Below are 25,195 nucleotides of genomic sequence, written 5' to 3' on the forward strand. Positions count from 1 at the left end.
GCAGTATGCAAGTTAATAACGTTTCTATGAATTTAAGTGCAGTTAGTTCTGCACATTATCCAGATGAAGGATATCCAGAAATTGCTTTATTGGGACGTTCTAATGTGGGTAAATCATCGCTGATTAATACTCTAATTAATCGTAAGAATTTTGCTAGAACTTCCAGTACACCAGGTAAAACACAAACTTTGAATTTTTATAATGTTGAAGATTTGTTGTATCTTGTAGATGTTCCTGGATATGGATTTGCTAAAGTATCTAAAAAACAACGTGAAGAATTTGGAGTTATGATTGAAGAATATCTGACCACACGTAATGTTTTAAAGGGTGCTGTTATTTTGGTGGACGGTCGTCATGCACCAAGTGAAGACGATATTTCAATGTATCAATTCATTAGCTATTACCATATTCCAACATTAATTGTTGCGACTAAGATGGATAAAGTTAAAAAGAATCAATGGAATAAGACAATTAGTCAGGTAAATAGTGCATTGAATATCAACCAAACTGATAGTTTACAATTATTTAGTTCAGAAACTAAATATGGAAAAGATGAAGTTTGGGAATGGATTGAAGACCACATGAAATAAAAATGTTGTAATTTGAAATTTGTTTGTTATCATATCTTTAACAAGTTAAATCTAACCAGAAGTAGTTAGACATCTCAGTGTTCAGAGAATTGGCGGTCGGTGCGAGCCAAGCAGGATGTTTTAACCAAATACTAGATTTTTCTTTTATCGTTTCCTACGATACAGGAGTAAGAGTGGATAGTTATATTTAATTATCTGAACTAGGGTGGTACCGCGCAAAAGAGCGTCCCTGCATTTATGCAGAGATGCTCTTTTTTTGTCTCTTACAATATATTAAAAAAGGAGAAAAGGAATGAATATTTTAGAAGATTTAAAATGGAGAGGTTTAGTTAATCAACAATCAGATGAGGAAGGGTTAACTGAGCTATTATCAGAAAGTAAAATTAGTCTGTATTGTGGAATGGATCCGACTGGAGATTCAATGCATATAGGTCACTTGTTACCATTTATGACACTAAATAGATTTGCTGAAGAAGGTCATCATCCAATAATAGTAATTGGTGGTGCAACTGGGTCAATCGGTGATCCAAGTGGTAAAAATGCAGAAAGACCAATGCAAACAATGGAACAAGTAAATGCTAATGTTAAGGCTCTAAGTAATCAGGCAAGTCGTATTTTCCCTAATTTTGAGTCAGTTAACAACTATGATTGGACATCTCCAATTAGTATTTTGGATTTTTTAAGAGACTATGGAAAATCATTTAGTGTTAATACAATGTTAAATAAAGAAATTGTTTCTAGTCGTCTTGAAAGTGGTATTTCATTTACAGAATTTACATATCAAATTCTTCAATCACTAGATTTCCTAACACTTTACAGAAATAAAAATGTTCAACTTCAAGTTGGTGGAGCTGATCAGTGGGGAAATCTAACTGCAGGTCTAGATTTAATTCATAAAAAAGAAGGTTCTGATGCTAAAGTATATGCTTTGACAATACCTTTACTACTGAAATCAGATGGACAAAAATTTGGTAAAACAGCTGGTGGAGCAATTTGGCTAGATGCTGCAAAAACTTCACCGTATGAATTTTATCAATTCTGGTTCAACCAAGATGACGCTGATGTAGTTAACTTGCTTAAGAAATTTACTTTCCTTTCTCGTGAAGAAATTGCAGATTTAGAAGAAAAGATAAAGACACAACCAGAAAAACGTGAAGCACAAAAAACTCTAGCTGAAGAAGTAACCAAATTTGTCCATGGTAAAGAAGCACTAGAAACAGCTAAAAAAATCACTGATGTACTTTTCTCTGGTGAAATTCAGGAATTAACAACAGATGAAGTTTCTCAAGCATTTAATGGAGTTCCAAGTGCTGAAATTTCTTCTGATGTTATCAATATTGTGGACTTATTAATTGAAGCCAAAGTCGATAGTTCTAAGCGTCAAGCTCGTGAAGATGTACAAAATGGTGCTATTAGAATAAATGGTGAAAAAATAACAGAAACAACCGCTGAAATTGATCCAAAAAGTTCATTTGATGGTAAATATATTGTGATTCGCAGAGGTAAAAAGAAGTATTTCTTAGCAACAATTAAATAAACTGTTGGGGGGAAGTTTTATGGAAAATAAAAAACTTTCATTTGTAGAATCACTAATAATCATAATTTTGATGTTTGTAATATTAGGTTTTATGATTATAAAATTAGAAATAGCGCCACAAATACCCTTATTATTAACTTTTACTTTATTATTAGCGTATGGTAAGTTTCGTAAATTCTCTTGGGATAGTCTCCATGAAGGAATAATTAACGGTATCAAGCCAGGTATTATTCCTATGATCATATTTATTATGATTGGAGTATTAGTAGCATCATGGCTTAGCGCAGGAGTAATCCCAACAATCATGGTTTATGGATTAGAAGTCATGAATCCTAATTTCTTCCTTTTAACAGTCTTTATTAGTTGCTGTTTAGTGGGAATAATTGTCGGTAGTGCGTTTACTACTATTTCGACAATGGGTTTGGTTTTTATAGGAATCAGTCAGGTTATGGGAATAGATTCAGCTATGACTGTTGGTGCTGTAGTATCTGGGGCATTCTTTGGAAATAATATGTCTCCATTATCTGATACAACTAATTTAACAACAGGTATCGCGGGTGTAAAAAATCTTTCTTCTCATATAAAACTGATGTCACATACTTCTCTGATTGCTGCGGGAATAAGTGCAGTAATATTTTTCATAATTGGTCAAAGTAACAAGCAGGTCAATCTTTCAAGTGTTCATCATATCGAAAATATTTTGAAATCTAATTTTGTAGTTTCACCTTTAATGTTATTACCAATTCTTGTTCTATTGATCTTGGCAATTCGTCAAGTACCTGCTATTCCAACATTATTATCTGGTGCAATAACTGCAATAATTATGAATATGATTATTAATGGTGTATCTTTGAAAACTGTTAGTGATGAAATTATGAATGGATTTCATTTTACTAAATCTACACCAGAAATTAATCAAATAGTATCAGGTGGTGGAATCAGTAATATGTTAGGCAGTATTTCACTTATTATCTGTGCTCTAGCTTTAGGCGGAATTTTACTAGAATTGGGTGTAATTGATAGTTTAATTAGCAAAATGGAAACACACGTTAATACTCCAGGTAAGTTGATTTTAGCAACAGGTATTGGTGGTATAGGAGTAAATGTTTTAGTTGGTGAACAATATTTATCAATTATTTTGCCAGGTACAACATTTAAAAAAGACTTTGAGAAATTAAAAATTGCACCTAGATATCTATCTAGAACTCTTGCAACTGCTGGTGCTGATATCAACGCACTGGTTCCATGGAGTGTTAGTGGTGTATTTATTGCAGGTACTTTAGGTGTCAATACAATACATTACTTACCATACACATTTTATACATGGCTTAATCCGATATTAGCAATTCTATTTGGATTTATATTCCAAAATCGTTTGTTTAAGGCGGGAAAGAATATTGAATAAAATCACTTGTTCAGCTACAAAAACAATTTTTGAAGAAATTATTTTTAATAATGAATTAAATGAAAAGAAAACTCTTTTTGGTGGTAGAACTTTAGAGATTTTGGATAAAAATGCAGGATTAGCTGCTTATAAGCTGGTAAATATACCCATTGCGACCGCTGGCTACGATAATCTTTATTTTTTGAAACCGATGAAAGTTGGACAAAGTCTCAAAGCTTTTTCATTTGTCACTGGGACTAAAGGTAGATCTATTGAGGTATTTACAAAATTTATTACTGAAGATTTACAAACTAAAGAAAAAGAATTAGCATTTACTAGTTTTTGTACACTTGTAACATTACCAGGTGATTCTGATTTTGAATTACCTGAGGTAATTGCTGAAACAGAAGAAGAAAAAGCATTAATGGCAGGATTTGAACAAAGATACTTGAGTCGAAAAGAGGAACGTTCAAAGTTACCTGAATTCTTAAAGAATATAGATATTTAAAACAGATTGAAAAATCTGTTTTTTTTTATTGCTATAATGAGTATTGTAAAAGGGGACAAAACTATGGATACTTTAAAGCAAAGAAAAAAATGGTCAATGCCATCTGCATTCACCATCCTGTTTTTTTTAATAATTTTTGTAGCAATATTAACTTGGTTGATTCCTTCGGGACAATATAATACAGATAAAGCGGGCAATATCATCGCTGGAACATATAAGTCTTTACCAGCGCATCCGCAAGGTCTTTGGGATATTTTCAAAGCTCCAATCGAAGGTATGGTTGGAACTGCAACTACTGAAGGGTCAATATCTGTTTCATTATTTATATTAGTTATTGGTGGATTTTTAGGAGTAGTCAATAAAACTAGAGCTTTAGATGACGGTATTAGTACCACTGTCAAAAAATTTGCTGGGAAAGAAATGATAATGATCCCAGTGTTAATGATTTTATTTGCTATCGGTGGTTCTACATATGGTATGGGTGAGGAGACAATTGCATTTTATCCAATTCTTATACCAGTTATGATTAGTGTGGGATTTGATTCTATTACAGCTATTTCCATTGCCTTGATCGGGTCACAAGTTGGATGCTTAGCCTCAACGGTCAATCCTTTTGCTACCGGTGTAGCATCACAGACTTTGAATATCTCACCAGGTGATGGTTTATTATCTCGAGTAGTATTGTTAGTACTGGTTACAGCAATAAGTATTGGTTACGTAATGTATTATGCAAAAAAAGTAAAAAATGATCCTAAAAAATCTTATGTATATGATCGAAGAGAACAAGATATGAAAGAATTTTCAATTTCAGATTCTGAAATTGATGTAAACCTTTCAAAAAATCAAAAATGGGTTTTAGTTCTATTTTTATTATCGTTTGTCATAATGATCGCAGGGTTGATTCCATGGACAAGTTTGAATCCTGGATGGACTGTATTTGAAACAATGACTAAAAATATTTCTAAAGTTCCATTTTTAGGTAATTTTATAGGACATGACTTTGCACCACTTGGAACATGGTATTTTACTGAAATAACAACCTTATTCTTGATAATGTCAGTTGTAATAATGTTTGTTTACCACATGAAAGAAAGCACATTTATTGATGCCTTTATTGGCGGAATGAATGACTTTTTGAGTGTTGCAATAATCGTTGCAGTTGCAAGAGGAATTCAGGTAGTAATGAACAATGGATTTATTACGGCAACAGTTTTACATGCTGGTGAACAAGGATTAAGCCATTTATCATCAGGAATTTTTATAACGTTAACTTATATTTTTTATATTCCAATGTCATTTTTGATTCCTTCAACATCAGGATTGGCAGCAGCAACTATGGGAATAATGGGACCGTTGGGTAAGTTTTCAAATGTTAGTCCTTCACTAGTAGTTACTGCATATCAGGCAGCTTCTGGATGGGTAAATGTAATTACACCTACATCAGGTGTGGTTATGGGAGCTTTAGCCATAGGACATGTAGACATTGTTAAATGGTGGAAATATATTTGGAAATTAATGATAATTTTATTTGTTGTCTCAATTTTATTCTTGGTAATTTGTACATATATTTAGAGCATACTAACAGTAGTATGCTTTTTTTAATGCTTTTAAATAGCCTAGTTTTGCAAAGATAGATATAATTAAGGGTGAACTTATTAAATTGTGAAAGGAGAACTTATTGTGTTTAGTTATAATACACCATCACAGAGGTACAGATTAGTAGGCGAAGTTACACTTCCAGGTGATAAAAGTATTTCACACCGCGCAATAATGTTCGGTTCACAGGCCAAAGGTGTAACTCAAATTACTAATTTTACAATCTCCGATGATCTTTTAACCACTATAGATGTTTTTAAATCTTTGGGTGCAAAAATAAATTTCGAACCATTTTCTAAAGATTTAATAATAAAAGGTACTAATCATCAATTTTTACCAATTGATAAACCACTTAACGTTCGTAATGTAGGGGAACTACAAGGGTTACTATATGGATTCCTAGCATCCATTGATAATCCTTATACAGTTACTGGTGGAGCTTTTTTAGAAAATAGGTTAAGAGATGATGTCTTAGATCCTTTGCAAAAAATGGGTTTAAAAGTAAATTACGTGGGACAGAGCAAGTTACCTGTTGAAATAACAGGAACTGATTCCCTAAAAGGAATCGATTATACTCAAGATATTTCCAATGCACAGGTAAAAAGTAGCTTAGTTTTATCTGGAATATATGGAAATAGTCCTACAAGAATCCATAGAAAATATGTAACTAGAAATCATACAGAGAATTTAGCTAATTATTTTGGTGCGGATATAAAAACAACACCTGATTTGATAACTATTAATCCACTTAAACAAAATTTACAAGGAAAAGACATATTCATACCTGGTGATTTTTCTTCAGCAGCAATTTATATTGTTTGCGCTATTTTATCTAAAGATAGCGAAATTAAAGTAAAAAATATTTGTCTTAATAGCACAAGAACTGGATTGCTTACTGTTCTTGAAAGTATGAACGGAACATATGAATTGGAAAATTTATCTGTAGACAAAGTTGAACCTTATGGAGATTTAATTGTAAAAAGTCAAAAACTCAGTGGAACGGTTATCCCTGGGAAAATTTTGCCACTTATTATTGATGAGTTACCACTAATTGTTTTGATGGCATCTCAAGCTGATGGGGATACAGTTATAGAAGATATTAGTGATGCTATGGTTCAAATACATGAGCGATTAAAAGTTATGAAAGAAGAACTTGAAAAATTAAACATTAAGATAAAAAATGACGGTGATAAAGTTATCATAAAAGGTAATCAAAAAATTACTTTAAAAGGTATTCTAGATAGCCATTACGATCATAGAATAGCAATGATGTTGATAGTAGCTGCTAATTTGATTGATCAATCTCTACAGATTAAAAACATTGAGGTTATCGACGTGTCTTATCCTAATCTTCTAAATGATATTAAAAAAATTATTGTCTGAAGAATCTATTCTTTTATTAGATTCTTTTTTATTTTGCGTAATTTAAACTTAATAGGAAATACAGAATTTTTATTTTATATTTCACAAACTAATTTCTTATATTTACTACTAAATTCCTAACATTGGGAATTTTAAACAGAAAAAGTCAGTAAATTAAATTTTAAAATATCAAAATCAAATGATATTATTTAGTTGTTACGAAAATTGTATATTTGTGAAGGGAATAGGGAGAATAATGTATTTAATAACTAACATTATAGGTTTGGTTGTTTTCTTAGCTATAGGATTTGTGTTTTCCAAGGATAAAAAATCTATCCACTGGAAATCTATAGGAATTATGGTTGTTGTAAACTTGCTACTGGCTTGGTTTTTGACAGGTTCACAAGCAGGTCGTGATATCATATCTGGTGCTGCAACTGGTTTTGACTGGTTGGTCCAAGTTTCATATACTGGTATCGCATTTGCACTTCCAAGTTGGGTTCATGTAAAACAAATGGATTTTGTTACCAGTGCATTGCTCCCCATCCTAATGATTGTTCCTTTGTTCGATATTTTAACTTATATTGGAGTTTTACCATTCATTATCAAATGGATCGGTAAGGGACTTTCATTTATTACAGGACAACCTAAGTTTGAATCATTCTTTGCAGTTGAGATGATGTTCTTAGGAAATACTGAGGCTTTAGCTGTTTCAAGTATCCAACTAAAAGAGATGAGTGCAAAAAGAAACTTGACTCTCGCAATGATGTCGATGAGTTGTGTTACTGCTTCAATTATTGGAGCTTATATACAAATGATGCCAGGTCAGTATATTTTGACAGCTATTCCAATTAATATTATCAATGCTATTATCGTTACAAGTATGCTTAACCCAGTTGATGTTCCAGCTGAAGAGGATACAATTGCAAAAATCAAGGGACAAGGGGAAGGAAAGAAAGAACCATTCTTCTCATTCCTTGGAGATTCTATCTTGGGAGCTGGTAGATTAATTCTTATCATTACAGCTAACGTTATTGCATTTGTTGCCTTAGCTGCTCTTATTGATAAAGTTCTTCAACTAGCTAACCCTTGGTTGACACTAGAACATATTCTTGGTGTTATTATGTATCCATTTGCTTGGTTATTGGGACTTAATAGTCATGACTCATTTCAAATGGCTCAATACATGGGAACTAAGCTTGTAACTAACGAATTTGTTGTTATGGGTAAGGTTACAGGTAGTATCAATAGTTTTGCTCCTCACTTTAAAGCAGTACTTACAGTATTCATTACATCATTTGCCAACTTCTCAACAGTCGGTATGATTATTGGATGTTTCAAGGGTATCGTTGATCGTGAAAAGAATGATTTAATTTCTAAAAATGTTGGATACATGTTACTTTCAGGTGTATTAGTTTCATTGCTATCAGCAGCATTTGTAGGACTTTTCGTTTGGTAATAAAAAAGAGTATCAGTTAATTAACTGATACTCTTTTTTATTTGTTAAAAATCCAGTCAAAAACATAATCGATATTTTGACTCCAAGTCTCCCAAGAATGATCACCAGTTACTTCTTTCCAACTATATTTGGAAGTTTTCTTTTTAAGGAAATTTGCTAGTTCAACATTATCTTCGTACATAAAATCTTGATCACCACAGATGGTTAAAATATCAATGTCAGGTTTATATTCATCGAAAATATTAATTAATTGATTTTCTTTGATTTTATTATTTGTTTTGAATATATTATCGAAAGCTTCTTTTGGCATTGGACATTTCGGATTATTTCTAAATTTCAAAATATCAGCGATAGGTGAGAGCCCAACAACTTTTGAAAATAGAGTACTATTTTTAAATGCAATCTTCAGAGCACCATAACCACCCATGCTAGAACCAACAATATAATTGTTTTCTCTATCTTTAGATATCGGGAAAATATTTTGAATTCTTTTCATATACTCATTAATAAAAAATGAGTAGTAAGGAATGAAATCTGAATCTGTATAAAATGCATTTCTTGTTTCGGGCATTATTATTGCACATTTGTATTCACGAGCAATTTTTTCCAAATTAACATGTCTAACATATGTTGTCTCATCACTTGTATATCCAGCCAATAACCAAACAACAGGATAGTCAGGCTGATAATCATCAGGAATAATGACGACAGAGTTGAAATAAGTGTGCAAATAGTTAGTTCTAAAACTTAAGTTATTCAGTGCCATTAGAAACTCCTCTATAAAAGTAAGAATATTTTGTAAAAAAATAGTCATATACTGACTTCAGTATATGACAAATTTTTAAATAAAGTTAATAACTTGCATTAGAATTGGAACTACAACAACGAACAGAACAGTAGATGTTGTAACAACATTTGTTGCATATTCGACATCCCCATGAGATTGCCCAACCAAGATAGGTAAAACAGCTAGTCCGGGTGCTGCAGCTTGGATAATTAGAGTGCTGCTTTCTAGAGCAGGTAATCCATGTCCTATTGAAGCACCTAAAGTGACAAATCCAATCATAATAGCTGGAGCAAATACAAATCTACCAAGAAGGGCCCAGATTGTGTCATGATCAAATCTGATTGATTTTAATCCAGCATCTGCCAGAATAATACCAATATAGATAAGTGACATTGGAGTAACAATACCACCAACCATGTCTAAAGTTTTATCAATCCATTCTGGAATAGGAATGGCTAGTAGTAGGAATACTAAGGAAACTAAGAAGCCAACAAGTGGAGCTGGTAATAATTTTCTCCAGTTAAAATCTTGTTTTGTACCTTTTTCTTTTGTGGGGTCATCATTTGAAATAAAGAAAACTCCGATTGCCCAAGTAGAAATAGTATTCATAACATAGTAAACAAGGAAGTAAGGTAAACTTTTTGTTCCAAATAGTGCCATGTTAAGTGGCAAACCAATAAAAATAGTATTGGCATTGGCAAACATATTAATAAATGTTCCTCGACGACCTGGTCTAATTTTTAAAACTTTAGTCAAAATCCAAGCTAGTAAATAACTACATGCAAAAGATGCAAAGGCAAAAATCAAACCACCTGAAAGACTTGCCAGTTTATCTCTAGTTAAATACTTTAAAACTGAAACAAAAATTGATGCGGGTAGGGCAATATTCATAATAATAAATGAGATGTTACCTTTAAATGAATCTGCTAAGCGTCCAGAATTTCTTAGCCAAAAACCAAGTGCAATGACAATAACAATTTCTGCAACACTTTCTAATGATGTAATAAAAGCTGCCATAATTTATTCCCTCTTAATATATTAATATTTTGGTTCCCATTTTATTGATTCCACAGCTTTTTTAGCGTCTGTTTCATCTGTAAGTTTTTCATTAATAGCTTCCTGTGCTACACCTGTAGCAACTGTCATACTGAATTCATCTAGTTTAGATACAGGAGGAAGGACAGCCGCACCTGGTTGTGTAGTATCCACAATTCCACCAAGTGAACGTGCAGCTTTGTTAATCATTCCTTCGCTAAGTAATTTTGAATTAACAGCCAATGCGCCTAGTCCCAATCCAGGGTAGACAAGTGCATTGTTAGCTTGTCCAATATGATATGTTGTTCCTTTATAGTCAATTGGTTCAACAGGAATTCCTGTAGCAATCAGAGCTTTTCCATCAGTCCATGCAAGCAAATCTTCAGCTTTAGCTTCAGCAAGTTTAGTAGGATTTGAAAGTGGGAAAATAATTGGTCTTTCTGTGTGGCTTGCCATTTCTTTAATAATACTTTCAGTAAATGTACCAGGTTGGGTTGAAGTTCCTACTAGAATAGTAGGGTGTACTTCTTTTACAACAGCTTCCAAAGTTGTAAGTTCATCAGCATTTGAAAATTCAGATCTTTCTCTTGTAAATGGTTCTTGTTCAGGTGTTAATCCTTCAGTATCTGAGAATAAAAGACCTTGTTTATCAACAAGATAGAAGTGTTTTTTTGCTTCTTCTTCAGAAAGACCTGCTTCAACCATTGCATCGTAGATTCTTCTTACAATACCAGCACCAGCTGTACCTGCACCAAAGGATACATAAATTTGATCTGTCAATTTTTGTTTTGAGATATTAAGAGCACCAAGAATACCAGCAAGTGTGATAATTCCTGTTCCTTGAATATCATCATTAAAGGTTAAAATATCATTTTTATATTTGTTAAGTATGTTTGCTGCATTATCTCTTCCAAAATCTTCAAAATGAAGATACATATTTGGGAAAAGATCTTCTGCAGTTTCAACAAATTGGTCAACAAATTGGTAGTACTTTTCTCCAGTTACACGTTTGTGATGATTACCTATGTATAAATCATCATCAAGTAGTGATTGGTTATTTGTTCCTACATCAAGAACTACAGGGAGAACGGAACTTGGATCAATACCAGCTGCTGCGGTATAAACCATAAGTTTACCAACTGAGATATCAACACCTTGAACGCCCCAGTCGCCAATACCAAGAATTCCTTCACCATCAGTCACAACGATAAGCTTGATGTTACGTCCATCTGCACCGTTTATAAGTGATTGTTTCATAGAATCTGGATCGTCAATTGATAAGTATGTAGCATTTTGAGGATCAATGAATAGACGACTATAGTTTTCAATTGTGTCAGCAATAGTAGGATCATAAACGATTGGCATAAATTCGTTTATGTGTTGACTGAATAGTTTGTAATATAAAACTCTGTTTTCGTTAAAAATTTCCATTAGGAAAATTCTTTTTTCTAGAGAGTTAACTTTTGATTGATATTGAAGGTAAGTCTGTTCTACTTGTTGATCTAGTGTCTGAACAAATGGAGGCAATAAACCTTCAATATTATTTTCTTTTCTTTCTTCCTTTGTAAAGGCAGTACCTTTGTTAAGGTAGGGATTATTTATTAAGTTCAATCCAGAATATGTCATTTTTGGTTCCTCCAATTAATTTATGAAATAATAATAGTTCTCAATAAAATATATAGTCAAATATGGTATCATTGATAAAAAAATATTATAGGTAAATTATGAATATTAAAGACTATCAATACTTTGTAAAATTAAACCAATTTAAAAATTTTTCAGACACAGCTAAATACTTTCATGTGAGTCAACCAACAATAACTTATTCTCTTAAAAGACTTGAAGATGAGTATAATGCAAAACTAATTGAGCGGAAGAGTTATGCTAATTCATTTTATTTAACATTATCTGGATTACAAGTTTTGACACATGCTCAGAGAATTATTTCAGAGAATGAAATTTCGAAGAAAGAGGTGCAAAAGTTAAATTCACAAAAATTTAGAGTAGGTATGCCACCAATAATTACCAATTACTTATTTCCTAAAAAATTTGTTGCTCTAAATGAGAGTGGTATTTTATCAAGAATCATTTCAGTGCAAGATGGATCCAAAGAATTAGTTTATAAGCTTAAAAATGGTGATGTAGATATATCTCTTTTAGGGTATACAAATCAACCGGATGATCCAGATTTAATATATGAAGAAATTGATATTAAGGATTTTAAAGTTATAACTTCTTTTGACAAAAAAATGTCCGATAAGGTATCTATTTCGGACATAAAGGATGAAACATTCATTCTACTAGATGAACAATCAATTCATAATCAAGTTTTTCAAAATATGATAAGACAATATAATTTTTTGCCAAATACTATTTATTCTACAAATGATTACAATTTACTGTTGAACTTAGTTAAGGAGAATAGAGGAATTAGTTTTATAGCAGAAATTGCGTTGGATAATATTGAAGGAGTTCGCTCTATTGATATAACTGACGTGGAAATTCCTAAATTTCATATAGCAATTGCATACAGAAGAACGATGGAAATGACAGATTATATACAAGAATTTATTGATATTTTTCGAAATAATTCCTAATTTTTAAATTGAAGTTAAGTTATGTTTGCAATAATTAATACTGTAAATGCATATGATATACTTAAAATACTTAAAAATTAGGAGATTTTATGAAGTATTCAGAAAAAGAACAAATTGAAATTGTAAAATATACACTTCAAAATGATAGAAACTGTAAATTAGCTGCAGAAAAGTATGCTGTTTCTTATCAACAAGTGGGAGCTTGGGTTCGAAAATTTGAATCAACACTAACTGATGATGGTATGAAGGAGTCTAAAAAATCATCATCGGGAAAAAATATTTCTAAAGAACCAAAAAAACAAGCTGAAGAGCGTAAAACTCTAGACGTTCTCAGCAGAAAAGATCCATTTTTAGAAGCTCAATTAGAAGAAGTAAAGAAAAGACTGGGTTTAATCTAATATGACAAAAATAATTTATGTTTGTTTAGGAAATATCTGTAGATCACCTATGGCAGAGATGATTATGAAAGAAATGGTTGCCAATAGAGGATTAGAAGATAGTTTTGATATAAGTTCTCGGGCTACTTCGACATATGAAATTGGAAACCCACCACATGAAGGTGCTATTGCCGAATTAAAAAGACAATCTATTTCAATTATTTCTCATAAGGCAAAACAAATTACTGAACAAGATATAGACAGTGCAGACTTGGTTATAGGTATGGATTATCAAAATATTGAAGATTTGAAAGAGATATCTTCAGCAGGTAATATAGACAAAATTAAACTTGCCTATAACATGATAGGTGAGGATAAAATTATAGAAGATCCTTGGTATGATCATAAATTTGATAGGACTTATAATCAATTAAGTGAGATAATACCTGCAATTATAGAAGAGTATAAATAAAAAGACACTCACATTCTTTGTGAGTGTCTTTTTACAAGTAATTTTTTTAAATATTACTCTTTATCTTCGGATTTTGATTCTTTCTTTGAAGATTTTTTATCTGCTTCATTTACTCTATCAACGTTCTTTTTTACATCATCTGGCAAAGAAGCAAATTGATCGAATAGACTACCAAAATCACTTTCACGTTTCACTGTTAATCCCATCGGTATCAGCCCCTTTCTAGAGGTATAATATTATTTACTAACTACATTATAGAACGTTTCGGAAGAAAGCGCAATTCTTGCAACTATATAAATAATGTTTAAAATTAATATAGTTAAATTTATTTAAGGAGATATAACTTGGCGACTGAATATTTAGAAAAAAAGTTAATGTTACTACCTGATAAACCGGGTTGTTACATGATGAAAGATATTAATTCCAAGATTATATATGTTGGAAAGGCAAAAAACCTAAAAAATCGTGTTAGGTCTTATTTTAAGAGCTCTCATGAAGGTAAAACAGAAAGACTTGTTTCTGAAATCAGAGATTTTGAAACTATTGTTACTTCAAATGATAAAGAAGCTTTTTTGTTAGAAATAACATTAATTCAAAAACATCAGCCTTACTTTAATATCAAATTAAAGAAGGGAACAGGTTATCCTTATATAAAAATTACTAACGAGCGCGATCCTAAAATGGAAATAACTGGCCAAGTTAAAAATGACAAGGGTTATTATTTTGGACCTTATCCTAATGTCTATGCAGCTCAAAACACATTAAATTTCCTTCAAAAAGCCTATCCTCTGAGAAGATGTCAAGGCCATTTAGGGCGACCATGTCTTTATTACCATATGGGACAATGCTTAGGAGCTTGTTTCAAGGAAGTACCTGAATCTGAATACAATAATCAAATTGACAAGATAAAGAGTTTTTTAGGTGGAAATGTTGCTGAAATAAAACGTGATTTAAATAATAAAATGAAAGAATCAGCTGAAAAAAGAGAATATGAACGCGCAGCTGATTATCGCGATCAAATTCAATATATTGAAGCCACTGTTGAAAAACAAAAAATTATCTCTAATGATGGACTTCCTCGAGATATTTTTAATTTCTACGTTGAAAAAGGTTGGATTTCTATTCAAGTGTTCTTTATACGTCAAGCTAGACTGATGAAGCGTGAAAAGAAAACTTTTGCTTGTATTAATACACCTGAGGAAGAGCTATCAACATATATTTTGCAATTTTATAATAGAAAAAATCAGTTGTTGCCTAAAGAGATACTAGTACCTGAATCACTAGACAAAGAAACACTATCGCAAGTTTTAAATGTGCCATTTAGAACACCTCAGCGTGGACAAAAGCGTGATCTTATGGAAATGGCGGGGGAGAATGCTAAGCTAGTTCTTCAAGAGAAATTTAGATTAATGGAATTAGATAATAGACAAACATTTGGGGCACAAGAACAAATCTTCGATGCCTTAGGGTTACCATACGGTCATATTATTGAATCATTTGATCATTCTCACATTCAAGGAACAAATCCGGTATCAGCGATGATTGTATTCAAAGATGGAAGACCTGAAAAAAGTGAATATCGTAAATATAAAATTAAGGGTGAATTAGAGCATCAAAAAGGTAGTGATGAAGCTGCCAATACCAGAGAGGTTATTTATCGAAGGTATTCTAGATTGCTTAAAGAAAATAAAAGTTTGCCTGACTTAATCCTAATGGATGGTGGAATTATAGAATTACGAGCTGCTATTGATGTTCTTAATAATGAATTAGGGATAGATATTCCTATTGCTGGTATGGTTAAAGATGACCATCATAATACATCACATTTGATTTATGGAGAAAATGGTCAAGTAGTTGACCTAGATCGAAAAAGCCAAGGATTTTATTTATTGCAAAGAATACAAGATGAAGTTCATAGATTTGCAATAACATTCCATCGCAAAACACGAAGCAAGACAGCACTTTCATCACAGTTGGATGGAATCCAAGGGGTAGGTCCCAAAACAAGAAATAAGCTTCTGAAGAAGTTTGGATCTATTAAAAAAATAAAAGAAGCTAGCGTTGATGACTTCATAGATTTAGGAATTTCTAAGACTACTGCTCAGACATTGAAAATCACACTTGCAAGTACTGATTTATCTAAAAAGTATAGAAAGATGTAGAAATTTTATTATGAACAAGAATCGTATAGAAGCGTTCACGGATGCAATTATTGCAGTTCTTATAACATTCTGGTATTAGAATTGCCATCTCCGAAAGGTTTTACAATGGATGCATTGTTTTCTAACTGGAGAATTGTTTTGGTTTATGTAATTACATTTGTAGAGATAGTAGCAATATGGTTTAACCATCATAATTTATTTCAAAAAATAGATAATATAGATAGAATTACATTTTGGTTAAATGCATTGTGGATATTGTCATTAAGTTTTTTGCCATATAAATTATCTTGGGTAGTAGAATATCCATATCACTGGCAGCCAGAATTTGTTTTTATAAGTGTTTACATTATTGCGTCAATCTTTTTTACATTAATGACAAATTATTTGGGACGAATCAATCCACAATTAAATACTCCTCACGTTAAGAGAAGAATTAGTACATATGTTGTATCGCTATTAGGAACAATATTTTTACCAATTTCAGGAATATTTTTCTTGGCAATAATAGTATTATTTTACAGTCTTTACCCTTTAAAACCATAAAAAAAATCCTCGAATTTTCGAGGATTTTTTTATTTTTTTGCTAGAGCTGGTTTCCATATACCGTAGATAACACCAGATACTACAGCACCAATTACAACTGCTGCTAAGTATAGAGCTGGGTGATTTGCTAATGGTAATACGAAAATTCCACCATGAGGAGCAGGGACATTGATTTTCCATAGTTGAGTTAGTCCACCACCAATAGCTGAACCAATAACACAAGAAACAATAACACGTAATGGATCCCCGGCTGCAAATGGAATTGCACCTTCTGTGATGAATGAAAGACCTAGAACGTAGTTGGAAATACCAGCTTGTCTTTCACTTTCTGTAAATTTATTCTTCCAGAAAGTAGTTGCAATAGCAATTGCTAGTGGTGGAACCATACCACCAACCATAACTGCTGCCATTAAAGTACCAGAGTTTGTAGCTGTAAATGAACCAATTGCAAATGTATAGGCAGCTTTATTAAATGGACCACCCATATCGATAGACATCATAGCTCCAAGTAGTGTACCTAAAATAATTGCATTACCGGTACCCATATTGTTAAGGAATGCTGTGATAGCTTTGTTTATAACAGCAAATACAGGATCAATTGCAAAGTACATGATAGCACCAGTTATTAGTAAACCAAGTACAGGATATATCAAAATAGTCTTTAAACCATCAAGTGAGTGAGGTAAAACTTTAAGAACTTTTTTAAGCCAGACAATTACAAGACCAGCGATGAAACCGGCAAGTAAACCACCAAGGAATCCGGCAGGGCTATCAGATTTAACAACAGAGGCTGCTGCTAGACTGGCCATATAACCACCTACAAAACCGGGTAGTAATGCAGGTCGATCACCAATTGATACCGCAATGTAAGCAGCAAGAACAGGGATTAAAAAGCTAAATGCATAATTTCCGACATTGTTAAAGAAAATGAACCATTGTGATTCAGAACCGACAAATCTTTCAACTAAGAAAGAAATAGCCATTAATATACCACCACCAACAACGAAAGGTAGCATATTACTAATACCATTCATTAAGTCAGCATAAATTTTTGATCCAAATGATTTAGTATCACCACTGTCTTCTTCAGTAGCGGCTGAATCTGAATGAAAAATAGGAGCTTTTTGATCAATAGCTAATTGAATCAATTCTTCGGGTTTGTTGATACCATCACTAACGGGTCTATTTACTAGATGTTTACCATCAAATCTTGGCATATCAACTTTTTTATCTGCGGCAACAATAACACCAGCAGCTCGGCTAATTTCATCAGATGTTAGTAGGTGTTTAACACCTTCAGATCCATTAGTTTCAACCTTGATATCAACGCCCATTTTTTCTGCAGTTTCTTTCAGAGCTGCCTCTGCCATATAGGTATGTGCTATACCAGTAGGGCAGGCAGTAACTGCAACAATATAAGGTTTGTCTGAATTGTTCTCAGAAGCACTATCTTTCTTAGCTTGTTCTTTCTCTTCTTCCAAACGTTCTTTTTCTTCTTTATCCTTCATAGCTGAATCAAATAAATTTTGAACTTCATCTGGAGTTTGAGCTTTTTTAAGATTTTCTACTAATGTAGGGTTAATTAGTAGGGAAGAAAGACTAGCAAGAGCTTGAAGATGTAAATTATCAGCACCATCCGGAGCAGCAATCATAAAGAATAGGTAAGCTGGTTGACCGTCTAATGAATCGTAGTCGATACCTTTTTCACTCTTTGCAAAAAGGACAGTTGCACGTTGTACAGCTTTGTCACGAGCATGGGGCATAGCAATTCCGTCGCCAATACCAGTACTAGACTGTGCTTCTCTTTTTAGAATGTCTTCTTTATAAATTTCCTTATCATTGATAACTCCAACTTCGTAGTACTTGTTGATCATTTCATCAATAGCTTCTTCTTTGTTAGTAGCTTTTAAGTCCATGATCATGGCATCTTTGAATAATAATTGTTTAAGATCCATAATACATTCTCCTAATCTATGTTTGTGATTGTTATATTTTTGTACACTTGATCAATTTTTTCTTTAGCAGCTATATCTTGACTAAATGCAGTCGCAGAACCACAAGCAGCCCCAATATGGAAACTTTCGATAGGATCACCAGTTTCCATAAAAGTTCCAACAAATCCTGCAATCATTGAATCTCCAGCACCAACAGAATTGATAACTGTACCTTTAGGTGCGTTGGCTTTATATGCATGATCTTTGCTAACCAATAAAGCACCATCACCGGCCATAGAAATCATGACATGTTTAGCACCTAAGTCTAATAATTTACGTGCATATTCAACAATTTCTGATTCATTTTTGAATTCTACGTCGAATAGTTCGGCAAGTTCATGATGATTAGGTTTAACCACCAAAGGGTGAGAGCTCAATGTATCAAGTAAAGCCTGACCGGTTGTATCAATTACGAATTCGGCACCTTGTTTTTGAATTGTCTTGGCAATATCTAGGTAGAAAGTGTCAGGTAATTGTTTGGGTAGGCTACCAGCCATTATAATGACATCTCCATCGCCAACAACCCTAAGTTGATTCATAAAACTATCTTTTTCTTCTGAAGATATACTTGGGCCGGTTCCGTTAACCTCAGTTTCAATATCTTGCTTAACTGCGTTTATTTTTACATTGATACGTGTATCATCTTTAACATTTGTAAATGAAGTTTTTAGGTTATGAGTTGCTAAAAGATTTTTGAACATCTCTCCTGTAGCTCCACCAACAAAACCTAGAGAAGTTGTATCAATAGAAAGTTCTTTCAAAATTCTAGATACATTTATTCCTTTACCTCCAGGTAATTTAACATCATTAGTAGAGCGATTCACTTCTCCAGTTTTTAATTGATCTAGTTGTAAAACATAATCAATTGAGGGATTAGCGGTAATTGTATAAATCAAATTAATTTGCCTCCAATATATTAGTTTCTTTTTTAATTAGATTGATATCAGCTGTATTTAAACCGCTTGATATAATTGAGCAATCATTGATAGTTCCAAATTGGCAGAAGCTTCTTTTTTTATATTTGCTGTTATCGGCTAATACGTAAGCTTCTTTGGATTTCTGAATTGCCAACCGTTTGATTGAGGATTCCTCAGGGTCAGGGGTTGTAAAGCCAGAGTCGATGTCGAATCCATTTGTACCGATAAACGATTTATCAAAATTATATTTTTTTATTTCATTTATCGTTGAGGATCCAATTAATGCATGAGTCGATATCTTCAATTGTCCACCAATTACAAACGTTTCGATATTACCATCTGAAAGTAACATTGCATTATCAATACTATTTGTAACCACTAAAATCTCATTTTTATCCCTAAGAAAGGGAATCATAGATTTGACTGTTGTCCCAGCGTCTAAGAAAAGAACATCATTGTCATGTACAGTTTCGGCTGCTGCTTTACCAATTAATGTTTTTTTATCAACATTAATATTTTCCTTCTGAAAAACTGCCTCTTCGGATTTAAGAGAATTGAATGCTTTTGCGCCACCGTGAATTCTAACTAGCAAGTTTTGATTTTCCAAATCTTGCATATCTCTTCTAAGAGTCGAAGTAGATGAATGTGTTATAGAAACTAAATCTTTAATTTTAACAATTCCATGTTTTTTTAATTGATCTAAAATAATTTGATATCTCTCTTCGGTAAGCACTTACATTCACCTCCTGACTTATATAATAATCTATATTCGATCAAAATCAACCACTTTTTGTCAAAAAAGTTCAAAACCGTTCAAATTTTCTGAAAAATAAAATTGCTAAATCATATAATTCAAGTGATTTTATGATAAACTTTAATAACGATTATAAATTGGGAAAGTGGGGATAATTTATGTTTGTTGATAACGTAAAAATCACCGTAAAGTCTGGAAAAGGTGGCGATGGCGCTGTTTCTTTTAGACATGAAAAATATGTTCCATTAGGAGGTCCCGCTGGTGGTGATGGAGGTCGTGGTGGCGACGTCATTTTGAAAGCTGACGAGGGCATGAATACCCTAATGGATTTTAGATATAAGAGAATTTTTAAAGCAAAACCTGGACAAAACGGTCAAATTAAGGGTATGTATGGAAGAAAAGCTGAACCGGTATATATAGCAGTTCCTGCTGGTACATCGGTTTTTGACGCCAACTCTAATAAACTAATCGGGGATTTAGTCGAAGATGGTCAAGAGTTAGTAGTTGCTAAAGGTGGAGCAGGTGGACGAGGAAACATTCATTTTGCCAGTTCCAAAAATAGAGCTCCAGAAATTGCTGAAAATGGTGAACCTGGTCAAGAATTAGAAATAAAATTGGAATTGCGCGTTATTGCTGATGTTGGTTTAGTTGGATTCCCATCTGTTGGTAAATCAACACTATTATCAGTAGCTACATCTGCCAGACCTAAAATTGCAGAATATCAATTTACAACTTTGGCACCTAATCTAGGTATGGTACAACTAGATAATGGTCAAGATTTTGCTATTGCCGATTTGCCAGGACTTATCGAAGGCGCTTCAACTGGTATCGGATTAGGGATACAATTTTTACGACACGTAGAGCGTACAAGAGTATTACTACATCTTGTTGATATGGATCCTAATAATGGACGTGATCCTTATGAGGACTATATTTCTATTCGAAAAGAACTTGGAAATTATGATGAAAAAATTCTTTCAAGGCCTGAAATAATTGTTCCATCAAAACTGGACATTGAAGGTTCTGACGAAAGATTAGCAGAGTTTAAAAAGAAATTAGATTCCAATGTAGATATTTATCCCATTTCAAGTATTAGTCACAAAGGTGTAAAAGATCTAATGAACCACACAAGTGAAGTACTTTCTAAAACGGAACCTATTCATTTTGAAACAGAAGTTCAAGATGAGACTAAAGAGTATAACTTTGAGTCTAATGAGAAGAAATTTGAAATTGTTAGAGAAGATGAACATAGCTTTATAATAACTGGTGAAGCAGTTGAAAGACTCTTTGCGAGAAGTAACTTGGATCATCAAGATGGAGTTATGCGATTTGCAAGACAACTTAAGGGTATGGGAATTGATGACGCACTTATTGATGCAGGAGCAGAATCAGGTGATTCTGTAACTATTTCAGACTTTACATTTGAATTTATCTAGGGGCATAAAGGATATGGATAAGCAAAAAAGACGATATATTACTGGATTTGATGGATTAAGAACACTGGCAGTTATTGGTGTTATTATGTACCATCTAAATCCGAATTCTTTTTCTGGTGGATATTTAGGAGTATTAATTTTCTTCACTATATCAGGATATCTGATAACTGATCACTTTTTTAATAACCAGGAAAGTGGTAAGGGATTTGATTTAGGAAACTTCTACTGGAAGAGGATTAAGCGAATATACCCGGGAATGATATTTGTTATTTTGGGGTCAGGAGCATACATTTTCTTCTTCTTGAAGGATCTACTATATAACCTAAACCAGATATTTATTACAAATATTTTAAATGTCTATAATTGGTGGCAAATTTCAAATGGTCAATCTTATTTTGAAAGATTTGCTAACAATGAATCACCATTCACGCATTTGTGGACACTTTCAATTGAAGGACAATTTTATATATTTTGGCCACTAATTTTATTACTGCTTCTTAGATTAGGTTGGAATAAAGGTAAAATTTTTATCTTCACGATTTCTCTAGCGTTGATATCTGCTGTTTGGATGGCAATACTGTTTAAACCAGGAGTAGACCCAAGTAGAATATATTATGGTACAGATACAAGAATGTTTGGTATTTTATTAGGTTGTGCATTAGCAATGATCTGGCCAGCTGAACGATTGAGGACCGGCATTGCAAAGGGTGATAGAAATAGATTAAATATACTAGGTCTTTTCTTATTTGCAGGTATGATCTACATGATTTTCTCTATTAAGGATAATGATCCTTTCCTATATAGAGGTGGAATGTTCTTATTCACATTAATAACTACTATATTTGTCGGTGTTATAGCACATCCAGACTCTGTGTGGAATAGAGTATTAAGTAACAGGGTATTCAGTTATATTGGAAGTAGAAGTTACGGATTATACTTATATCAATTTCCAGTTATGATCTTTTTTGAAGCTAAATTCAAAAATATTGCAGATCATCCGATACTTTATCCCATCATTGAAGTAATAATTATCGTCCTAATATCTGAATTTTCATATAGATTTGTTGAACAACCTATAGCTAAAGCAAAATGGTCAGATTTAAAATCATTTTTCACAGTATCAAAGATGTATCAAAAAGTTATTGCAACAGTTATTGCTGCAATTTTAGTTATGGGATCAGTCAGTGTGGTTCAAGCAGTTAATGCTCCTAAACCGGCTGCTAACCATAATCAATTAGCTAATAATATTAACAAGAATGAAAAGAAAGCTAGTTCTGATAAAAAAGAAGCTATAAAGAATTTTAAGAAAAACCCTAGTTCAACAAGCAAATTAACAAGTGCAGAAATAGCTAAATACAAAAAAGCTGCCAAAGAAAAACCAGTAAATAAAGAATTTGAAAAATATGGTTTGACACAATTTGACCTACAAAGACTACAAGATATTCAGTTAACTGGAGTTGGAGATTCAGTTATGGCAGATGGCTATGATAATTTTATGAAGTTATTCAATAGTAAAAATGCTTTAATCGATGCAGCTGTTAGTCGTCAATTAGAAGCATCAGTTAATATCTTAAATGGTTATAAGGATAAAGGAATATTAGCACCTAATATCCTAATTGGATTAGGTACTAATGGACCAATTTCTTCCGATCAAGTTGATCAAATTATGCAAATCGCTGGTAAAAATCGTCAAGTATTCTGGATCAATGTCCATGTTCCTACAAGACCGTGGGAAAAAACGGTTAATAGTGTTTTAGCAACTTCAGACAAGAAATATAAGAATTTGACAGTTATTGACTGGTATGATTATTCTGAAGGACATCAAGATTGGTTCTATGATGACAATGTTCATCCTAATCCTGATGGTTCTATGTACTACACATCTTTTGTTGCTAAGGAAATTTTAAAAGATTTAGATAAAAAGTAAGGTTGATAATATATGGAACTAGAGTTTTTAGGGACAGGTGCAGGAGTGCCTTCCAAATCAAGAAATGTATCAAGTATTGCTTTAAAAATGCTTGATGAACGGAATGAAGTTTGGTTATTTGATGTAGGAGAAGCAACACAACATCAAATTTTAAAAACGAATATTCGTCCAAGGAAAATAACAAAAATATTTATTTCTCATTTACATGGAGACCATATTTTTGGATTACCAGGGTTATTATCTACAAGAGCAAATCAGGGCGGAGAGTCTACTGTAGAAATATATGGGCCTAAAGGTATCGAGGATTTTGTAGAAACATCATTGAGAGTTACAGGGAGTAAATTAAATTATTCTATTGAATATATTGAGCTCAATGAAACTACAAAAATTTTTGAAGACAAAACCTATGAAGTTTACGCTGGTAAATTAAATCATCGAATAGAATGCTTTGGTTTTAGGGTAGTTGAAAAACCTCGAGTAGGTGAGCTATTAGTAGATGAATTAAAGCAATATAATATTCCAAATGGACCTATATTCGGTCAACTTAAGGCAGGAAAAACTATTACTCTAGATGACGGGACTGTCATTGATGGTAATGATTTTATTGGCCCAGAGAAGCCTGCCACAATTGTTACTTTTATTCTTGATACTAAGTACACTCGTGAGATAGATGTGCTTGCTAAGGATGCCGATGTGTTAGTGCATGAATCTACTTTCTCTAGTACTGAAAAGAGAATGGCAGTAAACTATTTCCATTCCACATCTACACAAGCTGCTGAAGTAGCTAGATCAAATAATGTAAAAGGTTTATTATTAACACATATTTCATCTAGATTTATTGGTAAAAGTGCCAAGCAACTTGAAAATGAAGCAAAGTCAATTTTCCCTAATACACATTTAGTAAGGGATTTTGATATATATACAATTCCGTTTAATTGAGGTTAAAATATGAAAAATTTATCTGGACAGACTGTCTTAATTACAGGAGCATCATCAGGAATTGGACAACAAATTGCTATTAATGCCGCAATTGCTGGAGCTAATTTAATTTTAGTAGCAAGAAATGAAGACAGATTAATTGAAGTGAAAAATGAATGTAGCCGATTAGGGCATGAAAATTCTTTTAATCAACATTATATTGTCGACGTTAGTGACTACTCTTCAATTGATAAATTAGTTGACGATTTGGAATCAAATAATGAAACAATAGATATTTTAGTAAACGCAGCTGGATTTGGTGATTTTTCACTGTTTGTTGACAATGACATGGCTATAATTGAGTCTATGTTCAAAGTGAATGTTTTCGGTTTGATGTATTTAACAAGATCTATTGCTAGTTCAATGATTAACAACCATAAAGGTCACATTATTAACTTGGGATCTATGGCAGGTAAGATACCTACACCTAAGAGTGCTGCATATTCAGCCACTAAAGCAGCAGTTATAGCATTTTCAGATTCTTTAAGAATGGAATTAAAACCTCTTGGTGTTAAGGTGACTACAGTTAATCCAGGACCTGTTGATACTAATTTCTTTGAAATTGCAGATCATGATGGAAGTTATCAAAAGAGCGTTCAATTATTGATGTTAAAACCAGATAAACTTGCAAAAGATATAGTAAAAAGTTTTAATGGAAATAAGCGTGAGATCAATAGACCACGTTTTATGAATGTAGTGTCTATTTTATATAAGACTTCTCCTAAGTTGGGAGATATTCTAACATCTTCATTAGGAAATAAAAAATAGGGGTTTCTAACA

Annotated in this window: 23 protein-coding genes; 16 read left to right on the forward strand and 7 right to left on the reverse strand. The window is 32.7% G+C overall.

Features of this window, described 5'->3' with window-relative positions; translation table 11 throughout:
- Positions 1–5: 5 nt before the first annotated feature.
- The 7 genes from yihA (at position 6) to EKN01_RS02760 (ending at position 8,436) form a co-directional block, all read left to right on the forward strand.
- Entirely contained in the window at positions 6–590 is a 585-nt protein-coding gene (gene yihA / locus EKN01_RS02730) for a ribosome biogenesis GTP-binding protein YihA/YsxC (protein ID WP_099974693.1), read from the forward strand.
- Positions 591–882: 292 nt separating this feature from the next.
- Positions 883–2,127, forward strand: a complete 1,245-nt coding sequence (tyrS, locus tag EKN01_RS02735; protein ID WP_129044868.1) for a tyrosine--tRNA ligase — start codon at positions 883–885, stop codon at positions 2,125–2,127.
- Between the two features lie 19 nt (positions 2,128–2,146).
- On the forward strand, positions 2,147–3,532 hold the full coding sequence (gene nhaC / locus EKN01_RS02740; RefSeq protein ID WP_129044869.1) for a Na+/H+ antiporter NhaC: 1,386 nt from the start codon (positions 2,147–2,149) through the stop codon (positions 3,530–3,532).
- The gene (locus EKN01_RS02745; protein ID WP_129044870.1) at positions 3,525–4,019 is read left to right on the forward strand and encodes an acyl-CoA thioesterase; all 495 of its coding nucleotides are present in this window, start codon (positions 3,525–3,527) and stop codon (positions 4,017–4,019) included. The genes nhaC and EKN01_RS02745 overlap by 8 nt, the downstream gene beginning before the upstream one ends.
- Positions 4,020–4,082: 63 nt before the next feature.
- Positions 4,083–5,591: a YfcC family protein gene (locus EKN01_RS02750; protein ID WP_129044871.1), complete on the forward strand. Its 1,509-nt coding sequence runs from the start codon at positions 4,083–4,085 to the stop codon at positions 5,589–5,591.
- Positions 5,592–5,699: 108 nt separating this feature from the next.
- Complete coding sequence (locus EKN01_RS02755; RefSeq protein WP_164966351.1) at positions 5,700–6,998, forward strand: 3-phosphoshikimate 1-carboxyvinyltransferase; 1,299 nt, start codon at positions 5,700–5,702, stop codon at positions 6,996–6,998.
- Positions 6,999–7,233: 235 nt separating this feature from the next.
- Positions 7,234–8,436: a NupC/NupG family nucleoside CNT transporter gene (locus EKN01_RS02760; protein ID WP_129044873.1), complete on the forward strand. Its 1,203-nt coding sequence runs from the start codon at positions 7,234–7,236 to the stop codon at positions 8,434–8,436.
- 37 nt (positions 8,437–8,473) lie between these two features.
- Here the strand turns inward: EKN01_RS02760 and EKN01_RS02765 are convergent, their stop codons facing one another.
- The 3 genes from EKN01_RS02765 to EKN01_RS02775 all read right to left on the reverse strand — a co-directional run bounded on the left by EKN01_RS02765 (position 8,474) and on the right by EKN01_RS02775 (position 11,884).
- Positions 8,474–9,202, reverse strand: coding sequence for an alpha/beta hydrolase (locus tag EKN01_RS02765; protein ID WP_129044874.1), 729 nt, complete (start codon positions 9,200–9,202; stop codon positions 8,474–8,476).
- Between the two features lie 75 nt (positions 9,203–9,277).
- Positions 9,278–10,240, reverse strand: coding sequence for an AEC family transporter (locus EKN01_RS02770; protein WP_129044875.1), 963 nt, complete (start codon positions 10,238–10,240; stop codon positions 9,278–9,280).
- Between the two features lie 21 nt (positions 10,241–10,261).
- Positions 10,262–11,884 carry a malolactic enzyme gene (locus EKN01_RS02775; protein WP_129044876.1) on the reverse strand — a complete coding sequence of 541 codons (1,623 nt, stop codon included), beginning with the start codon at positions 11,882–11,884 and terminating at the stop codon, positions 10,262–10,264.
- A gap of 98 nt (positions 11,885–11,982) precedes the next feature.
- Here EKN01_RS02775 and EKN01_RS02780 point away from each other — a divergent pair, with 98 nt between their 5' ends.
- The 3 genes from EKN01_RS02780 (at position 11,983) to EKN01_RS02790 (ending at position 13,704) form a co-directional block, all read left to right on the forward strand.
- The gene (locus EKN01_RS02780) at positions 11,983–12,855 is read left to right on the forward strand and encodes a LysR family transcriptional regulator (RefSeq protein WP_099974703.1); all 873 of its coding nucleotides are present in this window, start codon (positions 11,983–11,985) and stop codon (positions 12,853–12,855) included.
- Between the two features lie 89 nt (positions 12,856–12,944).
- Positions 12,945–13,253, forward strand: a complete 309-nt coding sequence (locus EKN01_RS02785) for a helix-turn-helix domain-containing protein (protein ID WP_129044877.1) — start codon at positions 12,945–12,947, stop codon at positions 13,251–13,253.
- 1 nt (position 13,254) lies between these two features.
- Complete coding sequence (locus EKN01_RS02790; protein ID WP_129044878.1) at positions 13,255–13,704, forward strand: low molecular weight protein-tyrosine-phosphatase; 450 nt, start codon at positions 13,255–13,257, stop codon at positions 13,702–13,704.
- Positions 13,705–13,757: 53 nt separating this feature from the next.
- On the opposite strand, the gene EKN01_RS07795 is transcribed toward EKN01_RS02790, so the two are convergent.
- A complete protein-coding gene (locus EKN01_RS07795) occupies positions 13,758–13,910 on the reverse strand; it encodes an SPJ_0845 family protein (protein WP_164966352.1) in 153 nt (50 codons plus the stop codon).
- Positions 13,911–14,048: 138 nt separating this feature from the next.
- On the opposite strand from EKN01_RS07795, the gene uvrC reads away from it, so the two are divergent.
- Positions 14,049–15,866, forward strand: a complete 1,818-nt coding sequence (gene uvrC / locus EKN01_RS02795; RefSeq protein WP_099974706.1) for an excinuclease ABC subunit UvrC — start codon at positions 14,049–14,051, stop codon at positions 15,864–15,866.
- A gap of 69 nt (positions 15,867–15,935) precedes the next feature.
- Entirely contained in the window at positions 15,936–16,409 is a 474-nt protein-coding gene (locus EKN01_RS02800; RefSeq protein WP_277750445.1) for a TMEM175 family protein, read from the forward strand.
- Between the two features lie 29 nt (positions 16,410–16,438).
- On the opposite strand, the gene EKN01_RS02805 is transcribed toward EKN01_RS02800, so the two are convergent.
- Genes EKN01_RS02805 through EKN01_RS02815 form a run of 3 tightly spaced genes read right to left on the reverse strand, consistent with a single transcriptional unit; the run spans position 16,439 to position 20,053 of the window.
- The gene (locus EKN01_RS02805) at positions 16,439–18,364 is read right to left on the reverse strand and encodes a PTS fructose transporter subunit IIABC (RefSeq protein ID WP_129044880.1); all 1,926 of its coding nucleotides are present in this window, start codon (positions 18,362–18,364) and stop codon (positions 16,439–16,441) included.
- Between the two features lie 11 nt (positions 18,365–18,375).
- On the reverse strand, positions 18,376–19,299 hold the full coding sequence (pfkB, locus tag EKN01_RS02810; protein ID WP_129044881.1) for a 1-phosphofructokinase: 924 nt from the start codon (positions 19,297–19,299) through the stop codon (positions 18,376–18,378).
- A gap of 1 nt (position 19,300) precedes the next feature.
- Complete coding sequence (locus EKN01_RS02815) at positions 19,301–20,053, reverse strand: DeoR/GlpR family DNA-binding transcription regulator (protein WP_129044882.1); 753 nt, start codon at positions 20,051–20,053, stop codon at positions 19,301–19,303.
- A gap of 179 nt (positions 20,054–20,232) precedes the next feature.
- Between EKN01_RS02815 and obgE the strand changes: the two genes are divergently transcribed.
- Genes obgE through EKN01_RS02835 form a run of 4 tightly spaced genes read left to right on the forward strand, consistent with a single transcriptional unit; the run spans position 20,233 to position 25,183 of the window.
- Positions 20,233–21,510, forward strand: coding sequence for a GTPase ObgE (gene obgE / locus EKN01_RS02820; protein ID WP_129044883.1), 1,278 nt, complete (start codon positions 20,233–20,235; stop codon positions 21,508–21,510).
- A gap of 13 nt (positions 21,511–21,523) precedes the next feature.
- A complete protein-coding gene (locus EKN01_RS02825; RefSeq protein ID WP_129044884.1) occupies positions 21,524–23,437 on the forward strand; it encodes an acyltransferase family protein in 1,914 nt (637 codons plus the stop codon).
- Positions 23,438–23,449: 12 nt separating this feature from the next.
- Positions 23,450–24,376 carry a ribonuclease Z gene (gene rnz, locus EKN01_RS02830; protein WP_129044885.1) on the forward strand — a complete coding sequence of 309 codons (927 nt, stop codon included), beginning with the start codon at positions 23,450–23,452 and terminating at the stop codon, positions 24,374–24,376.
- A gap of 9 nt (positions 24,377–24,385) precedes the next feature.
- Complete coding sequence (locus EKN01_RS02835) at positions 24,386–25,183, forward strand: SDR family NAD(P)-dependent oxidoreductase (RefSeq protein WP_129044886.1); 798 nt, start codon at positions 24,386–24,388, stop codon at positions 25,181–25,183.
- The last annotated feature ends 12 nt before the right edge of the window (positions 25,184–25,195 follow it).

Origin of the sequence: Companilactobacillus metriopterae (assembly GCF_004117915.1) — a bacterium.
Taxonomy (GTDB): Bacteria; Bacillota; Bacilli; order Lactobacillales; family Lactobacillaceae; genus Companilactobacillus; species Companilactobacillus metriopterae.

Coding starts and splice junctions, on each gene's coding strand:
- EKN01_RS02780 (WP_099974703.1), top strand. CDS start 11,983: ATGAATATTAAAGACTATCAATACTTTGTAAAATTAAACCAATTTAAA.
- obgE (WP_129044883.1), top strand. CDS start 20,233: ATGTTTGTTGATAACGTAAAAATCACCGTAAAGTCTGGAAAAGGTGGC.
- EKN01_RS02750 (WP_129044871.1), top strand. CDS start 4,083: ATGGATACTTTAAAGCAAAGAAAAAAATGGTCAATGCCATCTGCATTC.
- EKN01_RS02770 (WP_129044875.1), bottom strand. CDS start 10,240: ATGGCAGCTTTTATTACATCATTAGAAAGTGTTGCAGAAATTGTTATT.
- EKN01_RS02760 (WP_129044873.1), top strand. CDS start 7,234: ATGTATTTAATAACTAACATTATAGGTTTGGTTGTTTTCTTAGCTATA.
- EKN01_RS02790 (WP_129044878.1), top strand. CDS start 13,255: ATGACAAAAATAATTTATGTTTGTTTAGGAAATATCTGTAGATCACCT.
- yihA (WP_099974693.1), top strand. CDS start 6: ATGCAAGTTAATAACGTTTCTATGAATTTAAGTGCAGTTAGTTCTGCA.
- tyrS (WP_129044868.1), top strand. CDS start 883: ATGAATATTTTAGAAGATTTAAAATGGAGAGGTTTAGTTAATCAACAA.
- EKN01_RS02785 (WP_129044877.1), top strand. CDS start 12,945: ATGAAGTATTCAGAAAAAGAACAAATTGAAATTGTAAAATATACACTT.
- EKN01_RS02835 (WP_129044886.1), top strand. CDS start 24,386: ATGAAAAATTTATCTGGACAGACTGTCTTAATTACAGGAGCATCATCA.
- EKN01_RS02775 (WP_129044876.1), bottom strand. CDS start 11,884: ATGACATATTCTGGATTGAACTTAATAAATAATCCCTACCTTAACAAA.
- EKN01_RS02805 (WP_129044880.1), bottom strand. CDS start 18,364: ATGGATCTTAAACAATTATTATTCAAAGATGCCATGATCATGGACTTA.
- rnz (WP_129044885.1), top strand. CDS start 23,450: ATGGAACTAGAGTTTTTAGGGACAGGTGCAGGAGTGCCTTCCAAATCA.
- EKN01_RS02825 (WP_129044884.1), top strand. CDS start 21,524: ATGGATAAGCAAAAAAGACGATATATTACTGGATTTGATGGATTAAGA.
- nhaC (WP_129044869.1), top strand. CDS start 2,147: ATGGAAAATAAAAAACTTTCATTTGTAGAATCACTAATAATCATAATT.
- EKN01_RS07795 (WP_164966352.1), bottom strand. CDS start 13,910: ATGGGATTAACAGTGAAACGTGAAAGTGATTTTGGTAGTCTATTCGAT.
- EKN01_RS02765 (WP_129044874.1), bottom strand. CDS start 9,202: ATGGCACTGAATAACTTAAGTTTTAGAACTAACTATTTGCACACTTAT.